The organism is Kiloniella majae (assembly GCF_002118315.1).
GTDB classification, from domain to species: Bacteria; Pseudomonadota; Alphaproteobacteria; order Kiloniellales; family Kiloniellaceae; genus Kiloniella; species Kiloniella majae.
The window spans coordinates 909,380-933,858 of record NZ_MTSZ01000001.1; the positions used below are offsets into that span (position 1 = coordinate 909,380).

At 46.7% G+C, this 24,479-nt stretch carries 22 protein-coding genes; 15 read left to right on the plus strand and 7 right to left on the minus strand.

Going from position 1 to position 24,479, the window contains the following annotated elements:
• Positions 1-55 precede the first annotated feature (55 nt).
• The 4 genes from aroQ (at position 56) to aat (ending at position 3,061) form a co-directional block, all read left to right on the plus strand.
• Entirely contained in the window at positions 56-511 is a 456-nt protein-coding gene (gene aroQ, locus BKB51_RS04325; protein ID WP_085899846.1) for a type II 3-dehydroquinate dehydratase, read from the plus strand.
• Complete coding sequence (accB, locus tag BKB51_RS04330) at positions 511-957, plus strand: acetyl-CoA carboxylase biotin carboxyl carrier protein (protein WP_085899847.1); 447 nt, start codon at positions 511-513, stop codon at positions 955-957. The genes aroQ and accB overlap by 1 nt, the downstream gene beginning before the upstream one ends.
• A 21-nt stretch (positions 958-978) precedes the next feature.
• The gene (accC, locus tag BKB51_RS04335; protein WP_085899848.1) at positions 979-2,328 is read left to right on the plus strand and encodes an acetyl-CoA carboxylase biotin carboxylase subunit; all 1,350 of its coding nucleotides are present in this window, start codon (positions 979-981) and stop codon (positions 2,326-2,328) included.
• 64 nt (positions 2,329-2,392) lie between these two features.
• Complete coding sequence (aat, locus tag BKB51_RS04340) at positions 2,393-3,061, plus strand: leucyl/phenylalanyl-tRNA--protein transferase (RefSeq protein ID WP_085899849.1); 669 nt, start codon at positions 2,393-2,395, stop codon at positions 3,059-3,061.
• Positions 3,062-3,120: 59 nt separating this feature from the next.
• On the opposite strand, the gene BKB51_RS04345 is transcribed toward aat, so the two are convergent.
• From BKB51_RS04345 to BKB51_RS04365, 5 genes are all read right to left on the minus strand, one after another.
• Positions 3,121-3,510: a DUF2155 domain-containing protein gene (locus BKB51_RS04345; RefSeq protein ID WP_085900213.1), complete on the minus strand. Its 390-nt coding sequence runs from the start codon at positions 3,508-3,510 to the stop codon at positions 3,121-3,123.
• Between the two features lie 124 nt (positions 3,511-3,634).
• Positions 3,635-3,865 carry a hypothetical protein gene (locus BKB51_RS04350; RefSeq protein ID WP_085899850.1) on the minus strand — a complete coding sequence of 77 codons (231 nt, stop codon included), beginning with the start codon at positions 3,863-3,865 and terminating at the stop codon, positions 3,635-3,637.
• Between the two features lie 32 nt (positions 3,866-3,897).
• Positions 3,898-4,347, minus strand: a complete 450-nt coding sequence (gene mlaD / locus BKB51_RS04355) for an outer membrane lipid asymmetry maintenance protein MlaD (protein WP_085899851.1) — start codon at positions 4,345-4,347, stop codon at positions 3,898-3,900.
• Between the two features lie 81 nt (positions 4,348-4,428).
• The gene (locus tag BKB51_RS04360) at positions 4,429-4,809 is read right to left on the minus strand and encodes an NADH:ubiquinone oxidoreductase subunit NDUFA12 (RefSeq protein WP_046502828.1); all 381 of its coding nucleotides are present in this window, start codon (positions 4,807-4,809) and stop codon (positions 4,429-4,431) included.
• 199 nt (positions 4,810-5,008) lie between these two features.
• Positions 5,009-5,863 (minus strand): hypothetical protein, encoded by an 855-nt coding sequence (locus BKB51_RS04365; protein WP_125911784.1) that lies wholly within the window; start codon positions 5,861-5,863, stop codon positions 5,009-5,011.
• A gap of 282 nt (positions 5,864-6,145) precedes the next feature.
• Between BKB51_RS04365 and BKB51_RS04370 the strand changes: the two genes are divergently transcribed.
• Complete coding sequence (locus BKB51_RS04370) at positions 6,146-7,051, plus strand: DMT family transporter (RefSeq protein WP_085899853.1); 906 nt, start codon at positions 6,146-6,148, stop codon at positions 7,049-7,051.
• A gap of 618 nt (positions 7,052-7,669) precedes the next feature.
• Positions 7,670-11,326 (plus strand): vitamin B12-dependent ribonucleotide reductase, encoded by a 3,657-nt coding sequence (locus tag BKB51_RS04375; RefSeq protein WP_085899854.1) that lies wholly within the window; start codon positions 7,670-7,672, stop codon positions 11,324-11,326.
• On the opposite strand, the gene BKB51_RS04380 is transcribed toward BKB51_RS04375, so the two are convergent.
• A complete protein-coding gene (locus BKB51_RS04380; RefSeq protein WP_085899855.1) occupies positions 11,323-11,511 on the minus strand; it encodes a hypothetical protein in 189 nt (62 codons plus the stop codon). The two genes, BKB51_RS04375 and BKB51_RS04380, sit on opposite strands and share 4 nt — an antisense overlap.
• A gap of 346 nt (positions 11,512-11,857) precedes the next feature.
• Here BKB51_RS04380 and BKB51_RS04385 point away from each other — a divergent pair, with 346 nt between their 5' ends.
• The 7 genes from BKB51_RS04385 to BKB51_RS04415 all read left to right on the plus strand — a co-directional run bounded on the left by BKB51_RS04385 (position 11,858) and on the right by BKB51_RS04415 (position 19,246).
• Entirely contained in the window at positions 11,858-12,778 is a 921-nt protein-coding gene (locus tag BKB51_RS04385) for a sugar ABC transporter substrate-binding protein (protein ID WP_085899856.1), read from the plus strand.
• A 133-nt stretch (positions 12,779-12,911) separates the two neighbouring features.
• On the plus strand, positions 12,912-14,495 hold the full coding sequence (locus BKB51_RS04390; protein ID WP_085899857.1) for a sugar ABC transporter ATP-binding protein: 1,584 nt from the start codon (positions 12,912-12,914) through the stop codon (positions 14,493-14,495).
• Positions 14,495-15,493: an ABC transporter permease gene (locus tag BKB51_RS04395; RefSeq protein ID WP_085899858.1), complete on the plus strand. Its 999-nt coding sequence runs from the start codon at positions 14,495-14,497 to the stop codon at positions 15,491-15,493. The genes BKB51_RS04390 and BKB51_RS04395 overlap by 1 nt, the downstream gene beginning before the upstream one ends.
• 1 nt (position 15,494) lies before the next feature.
• Entirely contained in the window at positions 15,495-15,905 is a 411-nt protein-coding gene (gene rbsD, locus BKB51_RS04400) for a D-ribose pyranase (RefSeq protein ID WP_085899859.1), read from the plus strand.
• A gap of 123 nt (positions 15,906-16,028) precedes the next feature.
• On the plus strand, positions 16,029-17,015 hold the full coding sequence (locus tag BKB51_RS04405; protein ID WP_085899860.1) for a LacI family DNA-binding transcriptional regulator: 987 nt from the start codon (positions 16,029-16,031) through the stop codon (positions 17,013-17,015).
• Between the two features lie 400 nt (positions 17,016-17,415).
• On the plus strand, positions 17,416-17,883 hold the full coding sequence (locus BKB51_RS04410; RefSeq protein ID WP_085899861.1) for a RidA family protein: 468 nt from the start codon (positions 17,416-17,418) through the stop codon (positions 17,881-17,883).
• A gap of 190 nt (positions 17,884-18,073) precedes the next feature.
• Positions 18,074-19,246 (plus strand): GNAT family N-acetyltransferase, encoded by a 1,173-nt coding sequence (locus BKB51_RS04415; RefSeq protein ID WP_085899862.1) that lies wholly within the window; start codon positions 18,074-18,076, stop codon positions 19,244-19,246.
• 5 nt (positions 19,247-19,251) lie between these two features.
• Here BKB51_RS04415 and BKB51_RS04420 read toward each other — a convergent pair whose 3' ends face one another.
• Positions 19,252-19,857 (minus strand): DUF1287 domain-containing protein, encoded by a 606-nt coding sequence (locus tag BKB51_RS04420; protein ID WP_085899863.1) that lies wholly within the window; start codon positions 19,855-19,857, stop codon positions 19,252-19,254.
• A 241-nt stretch (positions 19,858-20,098) separates the two neighbouring features.
• On the opposite strand from BKB51_RS04420, the gene creD reads away from it, so the two are divergent.
• Positions 20,099-21,583: a cell envelope integrity protein CreD gene (creD, locus tag BKB51_RS04425; RefSeq protein ID WP_085899864.1), complete on the plus strand. Its 1,485-nt coding sequence runs from the start codon at positions 20,099-20,101 to the stop codon at positions 21,581-21,583.
• 198 nt (positions 21,584-21,781) lie between these two features.
• Entirely contained in the window at positions 21,782-24,301 is a 2,520-nt protein-coding gene (locus BKB51_RS04430) for an EAL domain-containing protein (RefSeq protein ID WP_085899865.1), read from the plus strand.
• Positions 24,302-24,479 lie beyond the last annotated feature (178 nt).

A 24,479-nucleotide genomic window follows, 5' to 3' on the forward strand; every position in this document is an offset into this window, starting at 1 on the left:
GATCAGCACTGCTATGTTACGCCTAATCAATTCATTTAACTGAAATGAATGGTGCATACCTTTGCCGTCAGTGTTGCTTTTAAACGGGCCCAATTTAAATTTACTGGGTAGCCGTGAACCAGAAATTTATGGTTCAGAAACTTTAGAAGACCTAAATACGCTTTGTCACAAACGTGCCAAAGCTCTTGGGCTTTCTTTGGTGTGCCAGCAATCCAACTGGGAAGGTCAGCTTATTGACTGGATCCACGGCGCACGCGATGTGCACGAAGGTATCATCATCAATCCGGGTGCACTTACCCATACATCAATCGGGTTACTTGATGCTCTAAAAGGCGTTGGTTTACCTGTTATTGAAGTACATATCTCCAACATTCATCGCCGTGAAAGCTTTCGACATCAATCCTATGTCTCACAAGCAGCCCTTGGGGTTATTTGTGGTTTGGGACGTCAGGGCTATCTCTTGGCTATGGATGCGATGGCTAACGTTTTAAACAGCGAACAAGATTTATAATGTCTAAACTTGAAGTAAATGAGAAGGTTATCCGTACCCTCGCCGGCTTGCTGGATGAAACGGACCTGAGCGAAATCGAATACGAAGCAGATGGTCACCGTATCCGCCTCGTCCGAGGCGGAACCGTTGTCCACGCTGCAGCACCCGCAGCCGTTGCACCAACTGCGGCTCCTGTCGCAGCACCCGTAGCAAGCGACTCTGGTGGCGTTCCTGCCAATGCCATTACCTCGCCGATGGTGGGAACCGCTTATCTCTCCGGTGAACCGGGTGCCCCGACCTTTGTGAAGGTAGGTGACAGCGTAACTGAGGGACAGACGCTTCTTATTCTTGAAGCAATGAAAGTCATGAACCCGCTGCCTAGCCCGAAATCAGGCGTCGTAAAACAGATCCTCGTCAGTGACGGTCAGCCAATCGAATTTGGCGAACCACTGATGGTCATTGAATAATAGCTGACACAAGAAGGCTTCATGTTCAAAAAGATCCTCATTGCCAATCGCGGCGAAATTGCTCTTAGAATTCTTCGGGCTTGTCGCGATATGGGCATCGAAACTGTTGCAGTCCATTCCACAATAGATTCTGACGCAATGCACGTTCGTCTTGCTGATGAATCCGTCTGTATTGGTCCTGCACCGAGTAAAGACAGTTACCTCAACATCCCGGCCATTCTCTCGGCTGCGACAATGACGGGCGCGGATGCAATTCACCCCGGCGTTGGCTTTCTTTCAGAGAATGCTGACTTCGCGGAAATGGTTGAAGAACACGGCTTTACCTTTATTGGCCCCTCCCCCGAACACATTCGGATTATGGGCGATAAAGTTGCTGCGAAAGATACCGCTATCAAGCTGGGCATCCCTGTTGTTCCCGGATCTGATGGCGCACTGGAAAGTGCCGAAGACGGCATCAGGATTGCCAAGGAAATTGGCTACCCTGTCCTGATCAAGGCCCGATCCGGCGGCGGTGGTCGCGGTATGAAAGTTGCCAACAACGATGACGAACTTCGTCAAGGTTTCCGATTGGCGCGTACTGAAGCAAAGTCTGCATTCGGCGATGATGTCGTCTATATGGAAAAATATCTGGGTACACCCCGGCATATTGAGATCCAACTATTAGGCGACGGGCAAGGCGGCGCAATCCACGTAGGGGAGCGCGATTGTTCCCTGCAACGACGCCACCAAAAAGTGCTGGAAGAAGCACCATCGCCCATGCTGACCGACGAAGAACGCGACCGTATTGGTAAAATCTCTGCTGATGCAATGTTGGGCTTCGGCTATAAAAGCGCTGGTACCATTGAATACCTCTATGAAAATGGCGAGTTCTATTTCATCGAGATGAATACCCGTATTCAGGTAGAGCATACAATTTCAGAAGCAATCAGCGGCATTGACCTTATGCGGGAAATGATCCGTGTTGCTGCTGGCGAAAAGCTGAGCCACACTCAAGAAGAAGTTGTCCTGAAAGGGCACGCTATTGAGTGTCGGATCAACGCTGAACACCCCTTCAACTTTATGCCATCTCCCGGCCTTATCAAAGGTTACCATGCACCTGGCGGCCTTGGTATTCGTGTTGATGCAGCGATCTATGCCGGATACAAGATTCCACCAACGTATGACAGCATGATTGCAAAGCTGATTGTCCATGGGGATGATCGCGCTGATTGCATCATGAAAACAAGACGTGCCCTGCAAGAGTACGTCATTGATGGTGTTAACACGTCAATTCCATTGCATATGGAGTTGGTAAATAACGAAGAATTTCAATCCGGTGTTTATGATATTCACTGGCTGGAAAAGTTTGTTGATAGCTTGAATAAAGGGTAAAAAAACTGGACAAGCATTCCCCGAATTAAGTGTTAAAGCATAATTTTTCAGGGCATAGGTGTTCATGGAGATCACGGCAGATCTACTCTTAAAAGCATATACCATTGGCGTTTTTCCAATGGCTGAAAGTCATGATTCTCTGGACCTACATTGGATAGATCCAGAGAACCGTGGCATACTCCCCCTAGACAAGATCCACATCTCCCGATCTTTACGCAAAACCCTCAAAAAAAAACCTTTCCAGGTTCGTTGCAACACTGCCTTTCCAGATGTTCTGGAAATGTGTGCAGCAACAACATCACAGCGTCCGGATACCTGGATTAACCCTCTCATCAAAAAAATATACACCCAACTTCATGAAAGAGGCTTTGCGCACTCTGTAGAATGCTGGCTTGATGGCAAGCTTGTTGGTGGCCTCTATGGTGTCTCTCTGGGTGGCGCTTTTTTTGGTGAAAGCATGTTCTCGCGCCGTAGTGATGCAAGTAAGGTTGCGCTAATCCATTTGGCGGCGCGCCTTGTTAAAGGGAACTATAGCTTATTGGACACACAATTCACCACCGAACATCTAAGCCAGTTTGGTACAATTGAAATAGATCGTGAGATTTACAAAAAATGCCTGTTCGAAGCGATGCAAGCCCCCGCCCGCTTCCCGCTGGAACTTTCAGAAGACGAACTATCAGATTTTATTGAAAGCTGTAAAGGCAATCGCCCAAGCCTATATACAGGAGACTGACTTCATTATCACAACTGAAAGTGTATCTCCCTCTCAGGCAAAAAGCCTGAAAGCACCTGCTATTCTTCTGTTACCTGTGTTTCTTCTTCAGCCTTTTCGGATGCAGCCTGTGCCTCATCCAAAGACATACAATTCACCACCCAGATATCATAAACTGGATGTTCCATCGCCGACACAGCAGGGGAAGATGCAAACATCCAACCGGTAAACATCCGTGTTGTCTCTATATTTTCTTTGTGATCGTCAATTTCAAGAAAAGAGACCGATTCAGGCATTTCTTCCGGTCGGCTTTTACGGCATTCTCTTGCTGTAATTTCAAGCGATCCAAAACGAACAGGCTGATTTACGGGCACACGTAGCTCAGATACACGCGCAGTTATCTTGTTCAGCCCTTGTAGAACAGCAACTTCATAGGAAATCATCTCTGCCTTGGCTGGCAGAAAAGCCATTCCAATAAAGCCAGTTGCGAAAATCCCGGCACTTAAGACTCTTCTTCCCGTTAATACGCTTTGCTTTAGAGAAAATTTATTCACGACCTGTAACAAGTTACCAATATCCCTTTGTCTGAACTTATCAGTGTTTCTTTGAGGCATAGGGATTAATCAGATCATCAACAATGGTTTTTAAAACTTCTCGTAACTGATCTTCATCTCCGCCCATAAGGACGGCATCTTCCAATGCGTCTTGTGAAAGCTCTCTTATTTCTTCGAGATTTTCATTCAAGACTTTGATCTTTTCAAGGCAGGAAAGTGGCTCACCATCAGGTTGGTGCCAGACAACTGATGATTTATTCTTGTCTGCCATATCAACACCAGCCCTAAATTTTCAACTTATGATCAATTACTATCAGCAGAAGAGAAAACAAAACGACCAAGAAGGTCCATGAGGTTCACTGAGCCTTGGGTATCATCAATTGATCCACCAGCTTCGATATATTCATCTTCGCCGCCGGGCTCAAGACTGACAAAATTCCCCCCCAGTAAACTATCGGAAAGAATACGTGCAGAGGTTCCTTTAGGGAGTCTAATATCATCATCAATCAAAAGCGTGACAACGGCAAAATAGGTATCTTTATCCAATTCCTGGCGGAGAACTGTACCAACCTTCACTCCCGCGATCTCAACATCCGTACCCGACACCAGACCACTGGCGTTATCAAACTCTGCAACGACTTCGTACCCCGTGGAAGATCCGCCCGAATTACTGCTAAAAGCAAAGAAGCCAAAGGAAACAGCAACAAGCAAAACAAGCCCGCCAATAATCGTTTCAACAATACTTCTATTCATCGAGTTCACCTACGAGGGAAAATTGAGTTTGTAAGATACAGGCAGAAGCGAAAAAATGCCTTAGCCCTAAATTGCTAAAATTTATTCCGGTTGCCAAGCATCATAATCGCCAGAAACACGCGGACGATCCCCTGCCTTCAACATACTTCCCTGCGGGCGATATGCTTCGGCTGTACCAGTTTTATTTGGTTGATGCTCTTGCTGCCAATCATGTTTGGCGTATCCACCTTCAGGGGGTAATTCATCAGTTGTATGATGGATCCAGGCGTGCCAGTCAGCTGAGACACGACTTGCTTCCGGTTCACCATTGTAAATGACCCAGCGACGTTCAGATCGCAGGCTATTTTTATGTACTTCACTGCCACCCTTGGTGCGATAGAACTTGTTGCCGTCCTGATCTTGTCCAACCAACTCACCTTTGAGCCATGTGAACAGACGAGTTCCAAGAGGAGTTCCAGCCATATCTCTTCCTTAATTGAATTGGGTTCTGACCCTATTCTTATATATCTGTCTTATGAACAGCTACTTAAGGTAACTGCTCTTTTTGGTAAATAATAAGCACCGTTCTCAAAACGCCATTTATCGTTCAGCGCTGAATATTACACTGCAACCTCGTTCAGTCCAGCCTAAAGGGCGCAAAAATGACGTAAATTTTACCCAGCTACGTCTCCGCATCCGCTTTTGAAACGGTCGTCAGCCCTTCTTGTGCACAAATCACGTTCCAATCCCCCTCTTCCACTTGATATCCTTCTTCTGCGATATCCTGATTTCGAGCGATCTGATCTGCAGGATTAAATAAACGTGCAGGCGCAGTGGAAACGCCAGCTTCGAGACCCTTGATCATATCTGGATAGAGTTGAGGAAGATCCAGAACCAACAGCGTACAGCCGGGCACTTGCTTATCCGATTTTTCCGGGTCTGATTTAGTCAGGGCACTTACGACCAATTCCCCAATGTTCCCCGGTGTAATCCCCTGCATAAAAACATCGTGACTGACTGGCAAACCATACAGTTCAATATAAAGATCTTCTTCATCACCCGGTACACCGATGATACCGCGACTGTTGCCATAAAGCTCTGTCAGAATTTGTCCTTCTTCGGAAACAGGATCAACGACAAAGGTAGCAAAGCAAGCCAAACCATCTTCCATGGTTTCCTCTACCAGTTGCCCTAAACCAACCAAATCACAAACATTGGAAATAACGGCAAGCCCCATACCTTGTTCTTTTGCGTGAACACTGGCCTTGTCCATTGCCTGAATACCGGCGACAGCAAGCGATTGCCCATTTGCATCCAGGAAAACAGTATTTCCCTTTTCGGATAGCGCCTCAATCCTTGTCATATCCGTTCGGCTATACGCAGCCTTATTCTTCGCCAGAAAACGAATGCCGCAACGGTGAATACGTTCAGCCCATTGTATCATGGACGAAGCACGATCAAGGGTAATTTCCTGTGCACCTCTGGCCTCGAGGCAATCCTCCAGCCTATCGCGGAAATCTAGTAGGGAAACTCTCATTCAGCCGTTTTCACTCCGGTCTTTTGATCCATTAAGAAGCAATTTCTATTGTGGACCTTAAATATCATAGCTAGCCGGATGATACACGTCCTGATGTCCTTTTAACTCCGGACCAAGCGCCACACCATACCAACCTAAAACCTCTCGCACACACCTCGCCAGCGCTTTTCCTTGCGGCTCTCAACAAAAAGAGCTTAAGTCATCATAGATAATCGCGGCTGATAATAATCCGTTACAAAATAACAAAACCCAGAGTGTCTATCATTCAAAAGAGTACGATCGTTGAGCAATGCAAAAACAAAGAAGCTCCCACTCGCTGGCATAGCCACAGGCATTGCTGGCGGTACAGCCTTTGGGCTGATCACACCAATCTTTCCCTTTGCTCATACTCTTGGGGTTACTGCCAGTAGTGCAACGATCATACGCTTTATCATTGGTAGCCTAATTATGGCGACCGTCGTCTTAGTTACTAAAAGCGCATTAGCTATACCTAAAAATAAAATACTTCCCCTCTTTAGCATGGGGTTGCTTATTTTCAGCGTGACCGTCTGTTATCTTTCTGCCGTTACATATATTCCTGTTAGTCTCGGCGCCATCTTGTTTTATACCTATCCGGTTATTGTCACCGTAATCGATCCGTTACTGCAAAGACGTTTGCCAAGTTTCATCCAACTCGGACTTTCCATCCTTGCCTTCACCGGCATCACAATCGCTTTGGGCACAAATATAAAAGAACTGGACTGGCGGGGCGTACTGTTTGTTATGGGGGCCGCTTTTTCCATATCTGGTACGCTAATTATCAGTAGATCGGTGGTCAGCCACATTCCCAATCTGACAATTGTGTTTTATGTAAACATCGTCGCGACCGTTTTAACCTGCCTGTATCTTTTCCTGGATGGCAATATCAGCCTGCCGGACCAATGGTCTGATCAATGGATTGGCTGGTCTCTCTCTATCGCAATTGCCCTACTTTATCTGTTGGCAACTTTGGGACAAATCGCAACAGTCAATTTTGTTGGTCCATCCAGAACAGCCATGCTCTTTAACATAGAGCCCGTTGTTACCATTATGACTGCCATCATTGTTTTGAACGAGACCTTAAATCAAGCTCAGATAATTGGATCACTTTTTGTTTTAAGCGCGGTTGTTATTTCCTGTTATCGCCCCGTTCGTATACCCGTATCTTAAACATAAAGAATCAGCTTTTGCGTCTTCTCAATCTACCTTACGCATCAAAGTGAATTATTTCACGAATATTTTCTGTTATTACAACCTATTGGTTAGACCTATATATTTCAGCGATTTACGATAACACAGCCGCATAATCAGAGCTTGGTGTTACAATGTAACCGTTTGATTTTCTTTTTACTGACACGAATCGGTAATGAAAACCTGACACTATTCATACTGGAATATTCCAACTAGATTCGAAATTGCCCCAGATATTTTTTTCACGTTTTTAAATAAATAAAATCGCATTTTATATATCCGTGAAAGAGTTTGATTTTTCCGCCACTTTTCAGACACAATAGATTTCATCCTCTTCTCATCAACAGATTTATCCACAGGCTTATTCAAGCACGGGGACAAAAAAAATTGTGTGTCAATACGCAAAATAGTGATGACGACAACCAAATATTGTGGTTAAATCACTTCAGATCAACAAAATGTGCTTCTACTTGCAGAAATCCGCAGAGTCCTAGACTTGTGGACCAAGTGATATGAGTGAGCTCTGGAATAGGATATCAACACCCTTGTTTCCGGAGCTTTATTAACGAGTCTTGTTATATTTAAAGGGGATACGGCATGCGCATCGCACGTCGCTTTACGGAAACCGGGAAAGACGTCTACGACGCAATTGAATTTCGCTTTACAACCAGTGAAATCAAAAATCCGGATGGCTCTATAGTCTTCCAGGCTAAAGACATTGAAGTTCCAACAAGTTGGAGCCAGGTGGCTTGCGATATTATCGCGCAGAAGTACTTCCGCAAACGCGGTATCCCCCAAAAACTTAAACGTGTAGAAGAAAACTCTGTCCCGTCATGGTTGTGGCGCTCAGAACCAGATCACGATGCAATGTCTGACATCCCCGAAGATGAGCGCATCATTGGTGAGACTTCTGCCAAACAGGTTTTTGACCGCCTGGCAGGTACCTGGACGTACTGGGGCTGGAAAGGCGGCTACTTCGATAGCGAAGAAGACGCTCGTACCTATTTTGATGAAATGCGCTATATGCTCACCAATCAGATGACAGCGCCAAATTCTCCACAGTGGTTCAACACTGGCCTACATTGGGCCTATGGTATCGATGGTCCCGGCCAAGGTCACCACTATGTAGATTACAAATCTGGCAAGCTCACCAAATCAAAATCATCATATGAGCATCCACAGCCACATGCCTGCTTCATTCAATCCGTTGACGATGATCTCGTAAACGAGAACGGCATCATGGACCTTTGGGTTCGTGAAGCACGTCTGTTTAAATATGGCTCTGGAACTGGCACGAACTTCTCCCGCGTTCGTGGAGCTGCAGAACCTCTTTCAGGCGGCGGAAAATCTTCCGGTCTGATGAGCTTCCTCAAAATTGGTGATCGTGCTGCCGGAGCAATCAAATCAGGTGGTACCACACGTCGTGCTGCAAAAATGGTAACCGTAGATCTGGACCACCCGGATATCGAGGAATACATCAACTGGAAAGTAGTTGAAGAGCAGAAAGTTGCCGCACTGGTTGCTGGCTCCAAAATTTGTCAGACACATCTGACCAAAATCATGGCAGCCTGTAATACAGATCAGCTTTCTGGCAAAGATCGGGTTGATCCGCGCAAGAACACCACGCTAAAGGCAGCTATCAAAGCGGCCCGCAGTCACGAAGTTCCCATGAGCTACGTTCAGCGTGTACTTCAGTTCGCGGGACAAGGCTTCACAAACATTGAATTTGAAACCTACAACACCGACTGGGATTCAGATGCCTATCTGACAGTATCCGGCCAGAACTCCAATAACTCTGTGCGTGTTGCCAACGGTTTCTTCCAAACTCTAGAAGAAGATGGCGATTGGGATTTGATCCGTCGCTCAGATGGAAAAGTTCAAAAGACGGTTAAAGCGCGTGACCTCTGGGATCAGATCTCACACGCGGCTTGGGCTTGTGCAGATCCCGGCATCCAGTATGATACCACGATTAACGAGTGGCACACCTGCCCCAAGTCTGGTCGCATTAACGGCTCCAACCCTTGTTCTGAGTACATGTTCCTGGACGATACAGCTTGTAATCTGGCATCCATGAACCTGATGACCTTCCTGCGCGAAGACGGTAGCTTTGACATCGAAGCTTACACTCACACAACACGACTGTGGACCATCGCGCTGGAAATTTCCGTTTTGATGGCGCAATTCCCGTCAAAATCAATCGCTCAATACTCTTATGAGTTCCGTACACTCGGTCTGGGTTTTGCCAACATCGGCGGCATGTTGATGTCCACGGGCGTCTCCTATGATTCAGATGAAGGTCGCGCCATCTGTGCGACACTCAGCGCGATTATGACCGGTACAGCCTATGCCACATCGGCTGAAATGGCGGGTGAGCTCGGCGCGTTCAAACGCTATGATCTCAACAAAAAAGACATGCTGCGCGTAATGCGCAACCACCGTCGCGCTGCTTATGGTGAAGAAGCTGGCTATGAAGAACTAGAAGTTCTGCCTGTGCCAATCGTTGCCAAAGACTGCCCTGATCAAAACATGGTTGAAGCAGCCAAAGCCGCTTGGGATCAGGCATTAGAGCTTGGTGAAAAGCACGGGTATCGTAACGCACAAACCACTGTGATTGCTCCAACAGGAACAATCGGTCTTGTTATGGATTGCGATACCACCGGTATTGAGCCTGATTTCGCCCTCGTGAAGTTCAAAAAGCTTGCTGGCGGTGGTTATTTCAAAATCATCAACCGCACAGTACCTGGTGCATTGAGCAACTTGGGCTACAGCGAAGAACAAATCGATGAAATCATCAAGTTCGCTGTTGGTCATGGCACGCTGAAAGATGCGCCTGGTATCAACCATGACAGCCTGAAAGCCAAAGGCTTCACAGACGAAGCAATCGCAACGGTTGAAGCTGGTCTTGGTAGTGCCTTTGACATCAAGTTCATTTTCAACAAATGGACCCTTGGTGACGATCTTTGCAAAAATGTATTGGGCTTCAAGGACGAACAGCTCAACGACATGAACTTTGACATGCTTGTTGAACTAGGTTTCAACCGCAAAGACATTGATGCTGCAAACATCTATTGCACAGGCTCCATGACCCTAGAAGGTGCACCTCACCTTAAGGACGAGCACCTACCTATTTTCGACTGTGCGAACCCATGCGGTAAAACCGGTAAGCGTTTCCTCTCTGCCGAAAGCCACATTCGTATGATGGCGGCATCCCAGCCATTTATTTCCGGCGCCATTTCCAAAACAATCAACATGCCGGCAAATGCGATTATCGATGATTGTAAAGACGCTTACATGCTGTCTTGGAAACTCGGCCTAAAAGCCAATGCGCTGTACCGCGATGGGTCCAAGCTTTCTCAACCTCTCTCTTCCGGTGTTCTTCTTGAACTCGATGAAGATGAGCAAGAGGAAATGGAAGAAGCATCATCAGCTAAACGTGTTGAAATCGTTGCCGAGCGCATCATCGAACGCGTTATCGAAAAGACGATTACCGAGCGTAAAAAGCTGCCATCACGCCGTAAGGGCTACACACAAAAAGCCATCGTTGGTGGCCACAAGGTTTACCTGCGTACGGGTGAGTACGAAGATGGTGCTTTGGGTGAAATCTTTGTTGATATGCACAAAGAAGGCGCGGCCTTCCGCAGCTTGATGAACAACTTCGCTATCGCGATTTCCATCGGCCTGCAATACGGCGTTCCTTTGGAAGAGTATGTCGAAGCCTATACCTTCACACGCTTTGAGCCATCAGGCATGGTCGAAGGCAACGACGTCATCAAGATGGCAACGTCCATCCTTGATTACCTCTTCCGTGAACTGGCTGTTTCCTACCTTGGCCGTAATGATCTAGCCCATGTGGAACCAGCAGACATCACACCAGACACGTTGGGCAGAGGTGATGGCGAAAGCAACCCACCAAAGCCGGAAGATGCTGTTGCAGAAACCGTTCGTCGCGTAGCCTCTACTGGTTATGTTCGGAACAAACTGGTTGTTGTAAACGGTGGTCGCCCAACAGAAGAACTCGTAGCCTCAGCAGCAACCGCTGAAGTTGCACAAGAAGTTGTAACACCCGCCCCAACGGAAACGGTTGTGGAAACAACGACCACAAAATCCGCCAACCCACGCATGGAAAAAGTTCGTGAAGCCCGCATGAAAGGCTACGAAGGCGACTCTTGCCCTGAGTGTGGAAACTTTACCCTTGTCCGTAACGGTACCTGCCTGAAATGCGATACCTGCGGCGGGACAACAGGTTGCTCCTAACGGAGCAGTTTTTCAGTCATCGCGGTGGGGGCATCGTGAGGGATGACTGATAGAGGTGCGGTGAGCGCGACAAGATCAAGATCTCTCTTGTCGCTTCCCGCTTCTTCGCAGCAAAAAGGGTGGCTTTGGCCACCCTTTTTGCTGCGAAGAAAACAAAATCTTTGAACAGAATTAAACTTGGACATTGCTCATCCCTAAGTTCCTTTTCAGCGACATTAACTAATTTGTTTAAAGTGATTTCTTTAAATTATTTTTTCTTACCAAATATCTTTGTTCTTTCGTGACCACCTCAAATAAACCCCTCAATTACGTGGTCAATTACGTGGTATTGTGAACCAACTTTTCAAAAACTTTTACCGAGCACACTTAGTTAACAAGCCCTCGTTTAATCGACACCCTTTAAAATGAATGCATTCATAAATATGAAACGTTTCATATTGACAATTATTTCTACCTATGCATTCATAGTTTCATTGCCAAATATAAGAAAAAACAAACGAATTATGGCATCTGAATTTTAGGGAGAATCAAATGAAATTTATGAAAATTGCCGCCGCCGCAGCAACCAGCATTGCATTGCTAGCCGGTTCCGCTCAGGCCGAAGACAAACCCGTTGTTGGTTTGATTATGAAATCTCTGGCAAACGAGTTTTTCCAGAACATGTTAGAAGGCGCTAAGGAACACGAGAAAAAACGTGGTGATTACGAACTCCGCGCCGTTGGGATGCAGAATGAAACCGACTTTGAATCCCAGATAAATGCGGTTGAAAATTTTATCACTCAAGGGGTAGACGCTATTGTTATTGCTCCTGCTGATTCCCGTGCCATGGTTCGTCCACTAAAACGTGCCATGGAAGCGGGTATCGTTGTAATAAACTTTGACGTTTCTTTGGATGCGGAAGCAAAAAAACAACAGGGTGTTGAGCTTGCTTTTGTAGGACCAGATAATCGAGGCGGCGCTAAACTCGCTGGTGATGCTCTTGGTGAATTGCTTGGCGCAGGTAGCAAGGTTGTGATCATTGAAGGTAATCCCGGAGCAGATAATGCTAACGAGCGTCGTCTTGGTTTCGAAGCTTCCGTTGAAGACTACAAACTCGATCTTGTAGATAGTCGGACAGCTCACTGGGAAACAGAAGAAGCCAACACAGTCTTCTCTAATATTCTAACTGCCCATCCAGACATCCAGGGTGTTATGGCAGCCAATGATTCTATGGCTATTGGTGTCGTAAAGGCCCTCGAATCAGCTGGGCGTAAAGACATCACCGTCGTTGGTTTTGACAATATCCCAGCGGTTGGCCCTATGATTAAAGATGGCCGTATGCTCGCCACTGTCGATCAGTTTGGCCAAGACATGGCTGCCAATTCCATCGATCTTGCCCTCGATGTTATCGCTGGCGGCCCACAGTTGGAAGGTTGGGTAAAAACCCCAATCGAACTTGTGACCAACAAGTAATAAATGTTGACCTCCTGCTTGTGCGGCACCGTACATTTCCGGTGTCTTCACGGTCCGGCGTCTTCACGGGCAGGATCTTTTTTATTACTCACTAACACTGAAAACTTACAAAGTACGTAGCGGAATTCCCCTCATGGCCGCCCTAGAGCAAAGCTTCCGAACTAACACACAAAATTCAGCGACTGCGCCCAAAGCAGAAATAATCTTGGCTGTTACCAATCTGAAAAAACATTTTGGAGGCGTAAAGGCACTCGATGGGGTTAATTTCTCTCTAAAACAAGGCGAAGTTCACGCCTTGGTCGGTGAAAATGGTGCCGGAAAATCGACACTAATCAAAATCCTATCTGGCGTATTCCCCTTTGATGCCGGGGAGATCATTTTAAGTGGCAACAATTATCAGCCCCGTCATCCTCAGGAAGCAAAAGCAAACGGCGTTCAGGTTGTTCATCAGGAGTTTAACCTTCTCACCCACCTGAGCGTTGCCGAAAACATCTCCATAGAAGCCATGCCCAAAACACACTTTGGCCTGCTCGATCGCAAGGAAATGAACCGACGCGCTCGCCGAGCCCTTGATGCTATTGGCTTGAGTGACGTAGATGTCCGTACAACAGTTCAAAACCTGGGGATCGCTCACAGACAGTTAGTTGAAATTGCCCGTGCCCTGCAATCCGAAAGTCAGATCCTTATTCTGGATGAACCAACAGCGACCCTAACCGAGCGTGAAACCTCTCGTCTCTTTAAAATTATCGAAGGCATCAAAGCAAAAGGGGTCACTGTAGTCTTTGTCACCCACCACTTGAATGAAGTCTTTGCGACCTGTGATCGGGTCACCGTGTTCCGAAACGGTGAAACCATTATTACAGAGAAAATTGAAGATACGACACCAGAAGGTGTCGTCGGGCATATGGTTGGTCGAAAACTAGCCGAAGAGATGAACAATGCCGTCCCCGAGCATACTGTAGGCTCGGTTGCTCTGAAACTGAAAGATTTCTGCATAGAGGACAATCCACACAACGACGGCATCTCTTTTGATCTCCGTTACGGAGAAATCTTAGGGATTGCTGGCCTCGTCGGCGCAGGAAGAACAGAACTTTTGCGCGGGATTTTTGGAATAGATCCCGTACGAAGTGGCAAACTTGAGCGAGATGGCCAGGCCATAGAGTTCAAGGCACCACGGGATGCTATTGCCTCTGGAATTGGTTTTGTTACCGAAGACCGCAAGGACGAAGGCCTCATTCTCGACATGCCTATTGCCGCAAACGTATCCCTGGCAAATATGGCAAGCGTCTCAAGCAAGGGCTTACTAAGCTTTACCAAGGAACGCCTGCAGGCCCGGAGAGGGGGCGAAAAGCTCAAACTCAAATACGGCAAAACGTCTGATCCTGCCTCCAGCCTGTCCGGAGGCAACCAACAGAAGGTTGTCCTCGCTAAGTGGTTGGCTCGCAACCCTAAAATTCTCATTTTGGATGAACCAACCCGTGGGGTTGATGTGGGAGCAAAGGCTGAGATTTACTCCATCCTTAAGGACCTCGCCAAAGAGGGAGTAGCCCTTCTGATTGTTTCATCAGAAATGCCCGAACTTATGACACTTTCAGACCGAATTCTGGTCTTGGCAGATCATCAGCTGCGCGGAGAACTCTCAAGATCAGAGTTTTCCGAAGAAAAAATCCTGCAAATGGCCTATGGCCAAACGACCGACACTAAAGGAATCCATTAATGGCCAGGCAAACTGACGTCCTAAGCGAGTCACGTAGTAACGAATTTTCCCTACGCGCCCTGATTAACAAAGCCGGAATTGGCCTCGCTCTCTTGGCACTGATCATCTTTTTCTCGGTCTTTACCGAGCACTTTCTCAATGCCAATAACATCACAAATATTCTAACCCAAATCACCATAAATCTAATCCTTGCAGTAGGTATGACTTTTGTCATCCTTATCGGGGGCATTGACCTCTCTGTGGGCTCCGTTATGGCCTTTGCTGCTGTCGTTGCGGGTAAAGCAATAACCCTGCCGGGATTTGGCACCACGGAAGTCATCCTGCTGGCTTGCTTGGCTGCCATCACGGCAGGGTTTGTCTGTGGCCTTTTGAACGGGGTGATCAGTTCCTACTGGGCCCTCCCCTCCTTTATCATTACCCTGGGCATGCTCAACATCGCCCGTGGCGCTGCGCTACAAGTCTCTGAAGCACAAACTATCTATTCCTTCCCCTTCGCCTTTGAAGAGTTTGGCTCAGCTATGATCTATGGAATTCCAGTAGTTTTTCTGGTTGCTCTGGTTCTCGTTCTGCTGGCTTGGTTTATCCTGAACCGCACAGTTTTTGGCCGTTTGCTCTATGGCATAGGGAACAATGAAGAAGCTGTCCGTCTCGCGGGGCATCCTGTCTTTTGGTACAAAGTCGCGGCCTTTACCATTTGTGGTCTTACTGCGGGCATTGCCGCAATCGTTTACATGGCGCGCCTCAACATCTCCAGCCCCATCGCAGGGATCGGTTTCGAGCTCAATGCCATTGCCGCTGTGATTATTGGCGGCACCAGTCTCAGTGGCGGACGGGGATCTGTTATCGGCACGCTGATCGGTGCCTTTATCATCGGTGTCCTTGCCAATGGATTAATTCTCATCGGGTTAAGCGATTTTATGCGCCAGATGATAACCGGCGTGGTCATCATTATCGCTGTTGTTCTTGATCACTATCGTGCGAAGTTTGCGGCAAAATAAAATGAAACGTCGAAAGCTTCTCAACAGACACCTGAGTGCCCTGATTGCAAGCCTGGGACACTTTGACGAAATCGTCGTGACAGATGCGGGATTGCCAGCTCCCAAAGGGGTTGAAGTCATTGATCTGGCTATAATCCCTGGCTTACCCAGATTTCACGATGTGCTTCGGGCACTCAGGTCTGAATTGATTATAGAAGAAGCCATTTACGCTCGTGAGATTGCACCAACCGCACTTCAAGAAATCAAAAAAGAGCTTGATCTCTGGGCCAGTGAAATAGAGGCTCCCATTATCAGCAAGGAGATTTCTCACGAAGAGCTAAAGCAGAGGACTGCGAAATCAAAAGCCATCATCCGAACTGGAGAGGTTACACCCTATGCCAATATCATCCTTGTAAGTGGGGTTGCCTTTTAAGGGGGATAAAGAGGTTAATTAAAACAGCCAAAGCTAATTTCAAGAAAGTGAGGCTCTGGAGCTTTTAGGTTCAGTCTGTATATGTGATAACATTCACAGTATCAATGTCGGAGATCAGGATAGATGCCAACAGTGAGGGATGTGGCAAAAAGAGCAGGTGTCTCGGTTGGAACCGTTTCCAGAGTGATTTCCAACAATGCCGCCGTCAAACAGCCTCTGAAAGAGCGTGTCCTAGAAGCCGTGGCTGAGTTGGGTTACAAACCAAACCTCGCCGCCCGGGCGCTTAGAACCAATCGCATAGATGTCATTGGCCTGGTGGTCCCCGATATCACCAACCCTTTCTTTGCTCAACTAGCTAAATCAATTGAAACAGAGGCCGCCAAACGGGGGCACTCGGTTATGTTAGCCAACTCTCATGATAATGCAGAGACTGAGCGTCAGCAAATCTCTACCCTGCTGGATCGCGCCCCTCGGGGTATTATTATCGTCGCCGCTAATGATAGCGGAGAACTTGGTTTTGAAACGACAATACCGATCGTCTCGCTGGATAGACGTTTTGAGAACTATCCTCTCGTAACCACTGACCATTCGGATGGATCCGCACAGATAGCCAACCATCTTTATGAGCTAGGGCACCGTGAAATCGCCTATATAGCTGGCCCACAAAATACAGAAGTTGGCAGAACTCGCAAAAGTGGGTTTGTCTCGCAAATTGAAAAGCTTTGCGCTTCAAGTTCACGAATTAATCTTAAAATCTACGAAGGACAGTTTGATTATAATTCTGGCGAAGTGATCGCCCGCAAAATACTAACAGAAGAAAGTTCCCCGCGGCCCACTGCAATTGCAACAGCTAGTGATCAACAGGCTATTGGTGTTCTCCGCGCAGCCCGGGATTTAAACTTCAATGTGCCCAAGGATGTTGCAGTTACAGGGTTCGATGACATTGCTCTTGCATCTTTAATTACCCCCCGCTTGACGACAATCAGACAGCCAACCGAAATCTTGGCAACGACAGCACTAGAATATATTTTTAACGATGAAGTCAAACCGCTTCAGCTAAATATAAATGGCAAGATGATTGTTCGAGGATCAACTCTTACAAAGAAGTAAATTATGACATTTTTTTCAGCTATATATGTCAGCCCCACTTTAACTATAAACCGTGTAAACAGCCAAAGCTCCTATCATAAGCGAGCAACATGACACTCTATAGATTCGCAAAATCAGTAGAACATAAACGACAGAATGTTCCTCAAATGCGATAGTTGAATTTAAAAATTCTGTTTTTTCGTGCTCTTTTGCGAACTTTGCTTGCGTCTGGAAGCAGGAAGGATAAAATTCGCGCAGTTTTTAAAGTTGGGAAGAGCTGAATACAAATTACGTATGGGAAAACCATAGATCTATTTGCTCTTCTACAGGCTTGAGAACACGTCCCCGGAATACAAACGAGATCCCTGTAAAAGGGGCGCGTTCTTACAAGGTAAAGTTATAAAATCATAAGGATAGAGCCATGACTGGTACAGTTGATGCCCGTTTGAAAGAACTTGGAATTGAAGTCCCTCAGCCTGCAAAAGCAGTTGCAAACTATGTCGGTTACGTAACATCCGGCAACACCGTTTTTGTTTCAGGGCAGATCACTGCTAAAGACGGTGAAATCCTCTACAAAGGCAAGCTTGGTGACAACATGTCTGTTGAAGAAGGCCAGGAAGCAGCCCGTCTTTGCGGCATCAACATCATTGCACAGCTGAGCGCGGCAACAGATGGTAATCTCGATCGCGTAAAGCGCATCGTGAAACTTGGTGGTTTTGTAAACTCCACACCTGACTTTGTTGATCAGCCTAAAGTCATCAATGGTGTGTCAGACCTGATGGTCGAAGTTTTCGGTGACAAAGGCGTTCACGCCCGTGCTGCTGTTTCAGCGCCTAGCCTGCCATTGGGCATTGCGGTTGAAGTCGATTGTGTTGCTGAAATTGACTAAGGTATTCTTTATCGGTTAATGCCTCTCGAAGGAATCAAGCCGGAAGAAATCACAGCAAAAGGCAGGCTCCACAGCCTGCCTTTTGCTTATCTACGAGATAAGACAAAACCGGTTCTTGTATCCACAAGCTTATCTTCCTATTTTTAGCGAACAGTATTTTCTTATCCCGCCTTGATTAATCAGGTCCTGAATGAGCCAGTTGCGCGTCGAAGTTCACCCCGGCATAAACACTATTCCGCCAGAAGCCTGGGATCGCTGTGCCCGGAACGATGCCCCAGACAATAACCCCTTTATTTCCCACGCCTTCTTATCCGCTTTGGAAGAAAGCGAATCTGTTTGCGCTGAAACGGGGTGGCAACCTCAACACCTGACGATTATGGGCGATAACGGGACCATCGTTGCCTGTGCACCGCTCTATCTGAAAAGCCATTCCTATGGCGAATACGTCTTTGACTGGAGCTGGGCCAACGCCTACGAGCGTGCGGGACGTGCCTATTACCCCAAACTACAGTCTGCAGTACCCTTTAGTCCGGTGACAGGCAAACGCCTGCTGATTGCCCCCACCACGCCGGAAGAAACAAAAGAGCTACGTCTGGCCCTCATCAATGCCATGCTTCAGATCCTGCAACAGTATGAAGCTTCATCCCTGCACCTGACCTTTACCACAGAACAGGAATGGCACGAGCTAAAAGCAGCCGGGCTCCTCGCCCGTACCGGGATGCAGTACCACTGGGAAAATAATGGCTATCAAAGCTTTGACGATTTCCTAAGCGCCCTGTCCTCTCGCAAACGAAAAGCCATCAGGAAAGAACGCCGCGAGGCGCACAGTCATGGTTTGGAAATAAAGACTTTAACCGGTGACGATCTAACCTCTGAAATTTGTGATCAGTTCTACCAGCTCTATCTCAATACAGTAGATAAGAAATATGCGCACGATTATCTCAATCGTGATTTCTTTCAGCTTTTGGGATCAAAACTCGCTAGCAAAGTCATTCTGAGCACCGCATGGGACCAGTCATACGCCAGCCCGATAATGGTGGCTGGTGCCCTTAATCTGGTGGGTGGAGATACGTTATATGGTCGGAACTGGGGTTCACACGGTCACTATCCAAACCTGCACTTTGAGCTGTGTTACTATCAAGCAATCGATTATGCCATTACCCATGGCCTCAAGCGGGTGGAAGCCGGGGCGCAGGGAGAGCATAAAATCCAGCGCGGTTACCTTCCGACCAAAACTTACAGCCTCCACGGCATATCCGATCCCAATTTCCGCGATGCCATTGCCCGCTTTTTACAAAGCGAAAACTCTGCAGTTGATCGTGAGATCGAAATGCTCTGCGAACTCGGCCCCTTTAAGAAGTAACTGCATTACCGTTCTATATAACGGTAATGCCCGGTCATTTTATAATCAAACAACATATTTTCGAGCTGCGGCCCGAAACCAATATTGTGAACGACCAATGGCACGCCGCTGGATGATTTCTGATTACTGATGATACCTATATGCGGCAATGACCCGCTTTTATTGAGATTCCAGGTTACAAGATCACCCGGTAAATAATCTTCGGATGCTTCTGACAAAGGCAGAGATTGGCCGTGGCGGGTAAAGAAAACCCGCAAGTTTGGAACACGGCGGTGATCGATGTTTCTATCTGTTGATTTCAATCCCCATATCTTTGGATAGCTGGCAAAGTTTGCTCGCATATCTTCGTGGACCAGCTTTTGCAAATCAACTCCCAGCGCCCGGTAACTACGGATCACCACATCTGTGCAAACACCAATGTTCGCAGGCACATCACCACCGGGATAAGCAATTGAATGGTAACTACCATCATAAACAACATTCTGTGTTGTTCGCTCCAAGGCGGCCTCTGCAAGGCTTTGCCCAGTGATACTTTCAGCCCAGACAGAACCAGAGAAGATTAAAGACGCCCCAATGCAAACAATCGAAATAACACCCCGCGTTATCATCATCTTCTCCTTCAGGTTCGTAAGCGATCAATATCAAGAGGCTAAAACTCACAGGTTGTTTTGCTTAAACTGTGGCAAGTTTGTGCCATTTTTCCCTGGATTGCCCCAATCAGTTCAAAAAATCAGCTCAAACCCTTCCTATCCTCCCCTCATAATTTATGACGCATTATTTAATCCGTACTTGTTAATCATCGCACCTCTTTGAGGTGCTCAATCAACACATTTCCTTTAAGGGGGAGGAAAAATGATCGACTTTACAACCGTACTGGTCATTCTGGCCGTTGTCCTATTCTTAGGCGTTTGTGCCATTGTCGGGCTTGTCTGTCTGCGTTGGCTTTATGGCCGCTATGCTCAACAAGCTTCTGGTTTAACGGGGGATTTAGGGGGCAAAATTGCCAATAGTAACCCCCTGATGATCAAGGCTGTTATCATCGGTTTCCTAACATTGATGATGCTCATTCCAACTGCTCTGGTTCATGATTTAATGCAGGAAAGGCACAGCCTCTACCGATCCGTTCTGCACGAAACAGATCAGGAATGGGGACAGGAACAGACATTGGCTGCGCCGGTACTTGTTGTGCCCTACACCACGGAAACACGTGTGACCGACAGCAATGGCAAAGATCGGATTATCGTAGGACAAGACAAACTTGTCGTCCTGCCCGATCAACTCAAACTGAACAGTGATCTCACCCATGATTTTAGAGAACGTTCCATCTACAAAAGTCTGGTTTATACCGCCGATATAAAAGGCTCTGCCAACTTTCGTCTGGACCCTCCCCCAATCAAAAACTTGCAAAAAATCCATTATGAGCAGGCATATGTCGCGATCGCTCTGACCGATAACAGCGGCATAGGATCGTCTCCTGCCGTTCGATTGGATGGAAAAAAACTCGAACTCATGCCCGGCACAGGCCTGCGCACGGCTTATCTCCGCAGTGGTTTTTCCGCAAAACTTGATCCTTCACAGGATTTTTCAAACTTTTCCGTTCAGTTTGATACCACCTTGCGCGGCAGCAGGAATATCAGTGCTATTCCTTTAGGTATGAACACCCAGATTGAAATATCTGCAGACTGGCCCCACCCAAGCTTTCGACAGTTCCTGCCCAAAAGCCGGGATATCACCAACGACAGTTTTAGTGCTGCTTGGGAAGTCAGTCATCTATCCCGCAACTACCCACAGGTTTTCCGGGATTCTGATAACCTGAACCTAGGTGAAATCATTGCCGAAGCTCAGCTTTTTGAACCCGTCTCCCATTACGGTACATCCATTCGTGCGGCAAAATACGGCATCATGTTCGTCGCCCTGACTTATCTGATGTTACTGGTCTTTGAATTTACCCGTGGCATACGATTGCATCTGGTGCAGTATCTATTGGTGGGCGTTTCTCTTTCCGTATTCTACCTAATACTACTGACTTTGTCCGAGCATATCAGCTTTAGTTTGTCCTATTCCATCGCCGCAGCTGTGACTGTCATATCGATTGCCAGTTATATCTTCGCAGCCACCAAAGGTCGCACCAACGGCCTCGCCATCGGCAGCCTGCTCGCGGTTCTTTATGGCTTCCTCTACTCTATTCTACAAATGGAAGACTATGCCCTGACCATGGGTAGTAGTTTGTTACTGCTGGTTCTGTTGGTGATGATGTACATGACCCGCAATCTGAACAAAGGCTCAGATGAAAGCCCAACAGTAACAAGTTCTGATCAGGACATAATAGAAACATAGAGGGCTATCTGTGGGCAGAAGAGCCGCTTTGATTAGCTCTTCTGCCTGACAGTATTTCTAACAACACCAACATTTAAGCGTCTCGAGAAATCTCCTAAAAGTAGTGCTTCATACTATTTTTACAAATCCAACCTACACTGATAACAGAAGATTAATTATAAAAATTGAACCAAGTTATTCGTGTGAGGGGTTAATCTCATGAGCTTTTCTTTCCTGAAGAAAAAGCCTGATTTTTTCAAGGAGAAGAACCAAAGCCTCGGCCTCAAAATAGCTTTAATATCTCTGGGCATATGTTTCATTGTCGGAAGTATTGTCTGTTGGTATATGGGGCAAAGCCTGACCAGAATTGCGCTTCAAGAGCAACAGGAAATGCTTAACAACAAAGCTGAACTGGCTTCATTTAGCGCCTCAGTTGCTTTATGGAACTTCGATGAAGACGCAATAAACTCTTTGGTTACCGGCTTGATAGAAGATCCAGCCGTTCAATCCGTTACAATCCTCAACGAAGACAAAGAACTGATAGCTCAGAAATCAGCATTAGATACGCCCCTGCAGGAACAAACCTTTTTCGATAAGCTCATCAGGGGCACAATTGTTACTTTTGCTTACCAGCATCAGGAACAGATATCGATTGATCTGTTCTATAAAACTCAAGCCGTCGACGGCCTATCAACTGAACCCGTGGGGACACTCATAATCGATGGCTCCATTGAATATCAAATCGAAGATATTACCGTTCTCGTCAGCTATCTCGCGCAATCAATCTTTACGATCAGCGCAATCATTTTCTTCACCACGCTTCTTGTTACCTATTTTTACGTTACCAAGCCTCTGTCATTGATCAGTCGAAATATTCTTGCCCTGGATCCCGACACACCCTCAGAGTACAAACCTTTAAACGTCGGGCGTTTTAATAAAAGAGATGAAATTGCGCATATTGCCAAAACCCTAAAAATGTTTGTCCGGCGACTGGTAACAAGCAACAAACAGATCCGATCGTCCGAACAACGTTTTAAAGATCTGCTGGAGAATTCATTACAAGGCTTCGTAGTCACAGACAAAAACAACAAAATCGTCTATTCAAACACCGCTGCCGCCAAAATCTTTGGATACGAGTCCGCCCAGGAATTTATAGACCTCGGTGACTATGCAAAAACCTTTATCGATCCGAACGACCTGGTATCCCAGAAGAATATGCCCAAAACGGGCCATATACACTTTGCTGCAGAAAAACGCCTGCGCAAAGATGGCTCAACAATCTTCCTGGATACCAATATCAACACAATTGAATGGCATGGCTCTTTGAAAAAACAGGCCGTCATGCTGGATGTCAGCTATCAAGTACAGGCAGAGAAAGAACTGAGATCCCTAGCGACACGAGACACTCTAACTAGCCTTCCTAACAGAACCTTGATTATTGAACACATCACCCAAAAGGCTCGCCTTTCTCATAAGCATAATTTCTATATCCTCTATTTTGATATTTCATCCTTTCACAAAATCAATGAACTTCTGAGCCGGGAAGTTGGTGATGAAATACTGATTAAAATAAGTCAGCGATTACAAAAATTACTTGGTGAGGATTGTACCCTTGGTCACCTTGGTGGTGGACACTTCATTCTGCTTTCCCCTCCTAATCTATCTCATCGGCAGTTAAACTTTCTCCGTGATGAGATTCTTGAAACTCTCAAGTTCAAACACACCGCAGCTCACCCCGATACACCACAGGCAGAAACCACTTATAATCTGGATCTGGAAGCAACATTCTCAGCTTGTGTTTACCCCAAAGACGGACAAGATGCCGAAGTACTCCTGAATAAGTGTGAGCAACTTAACAAACATGCCAAACAGGAAAAACTCTCTGGTATTGAGGTCTTTGATCCTGAACTGGACAAGAAGTTGTTCGAAAATATCCAAATGGAAAAGAAGATATCTTCGGGTATTGAGAACAACGAATTCTTTCTTCTCTACCAGCCCAAAATTGATGCAAATACCGAGCAACCGGTTGGCTGTGAAGCTCTGGTCAGATGGCAAACGCCACAAGGGCCTATTTTCCCTGATCAGTTCATCCCGATTGCCGAGGAAAGCAGACAGATTATTCCGCTCGGGAAGAAAATCATGCACCTTGCCGGAGAACAGATTGCCAAATGGCGAGAACAGCACTTCACCCCAGGTCACGTAGCCATCAATGTCTCTGCCGTTCAACTACTCCACGGCAACGTCTATGGAGACTATCGGGAGGTGGTTGAGCGTTATAGCCTGAACCCCGGCGATATACAGATAGAAATCACCGAAAGTACCACTCTTCAGCAACTGGAACTTATCACCCCCATGCTGACACAGTTAAGGGAGGCAGGGGCAACAATAGCCATTGATGATTTTGGCACAGGTTATTCTTCCCTGAGCTACCTAAAGGAATTGCCCGTCACTCACCTGAAACTCGACAGATCTTTTGTGAAAGATTTACCCGAAAGTGATGCCCTCGCCATCGCAAAAGCGATTTCAGGTCTGGGCCATGCCCTCAATCTGACAATTATTGCAGAAGGCGTCGAGACCAAGGAACAAGCCGGCTATCTCAAATCACTGGGATACGATCAATTTCAAGGCTACCTCTATGCGAAGCCCCTGCATCCGGAACAGTATTGCGACTTTTTAAACCGCATCTCCCAAAACGATAATCAAGCCATTACCGATACTGAGCAAGTGGTTGATGTTTGAGATCACTCACCATAGATTTTCAGGTTAACCAAAACCAAGAATGAAAAAACTCAATCATTCATTTAATGTCCGTTTTCGGTGCTCTTTCAAACAACAATATCCTACAAATGAAATGCAGAGCGCGATATATAATTGATGACAACAGCGCAAAAGAAAGGCCCCGCAAATGCGAGGCCTT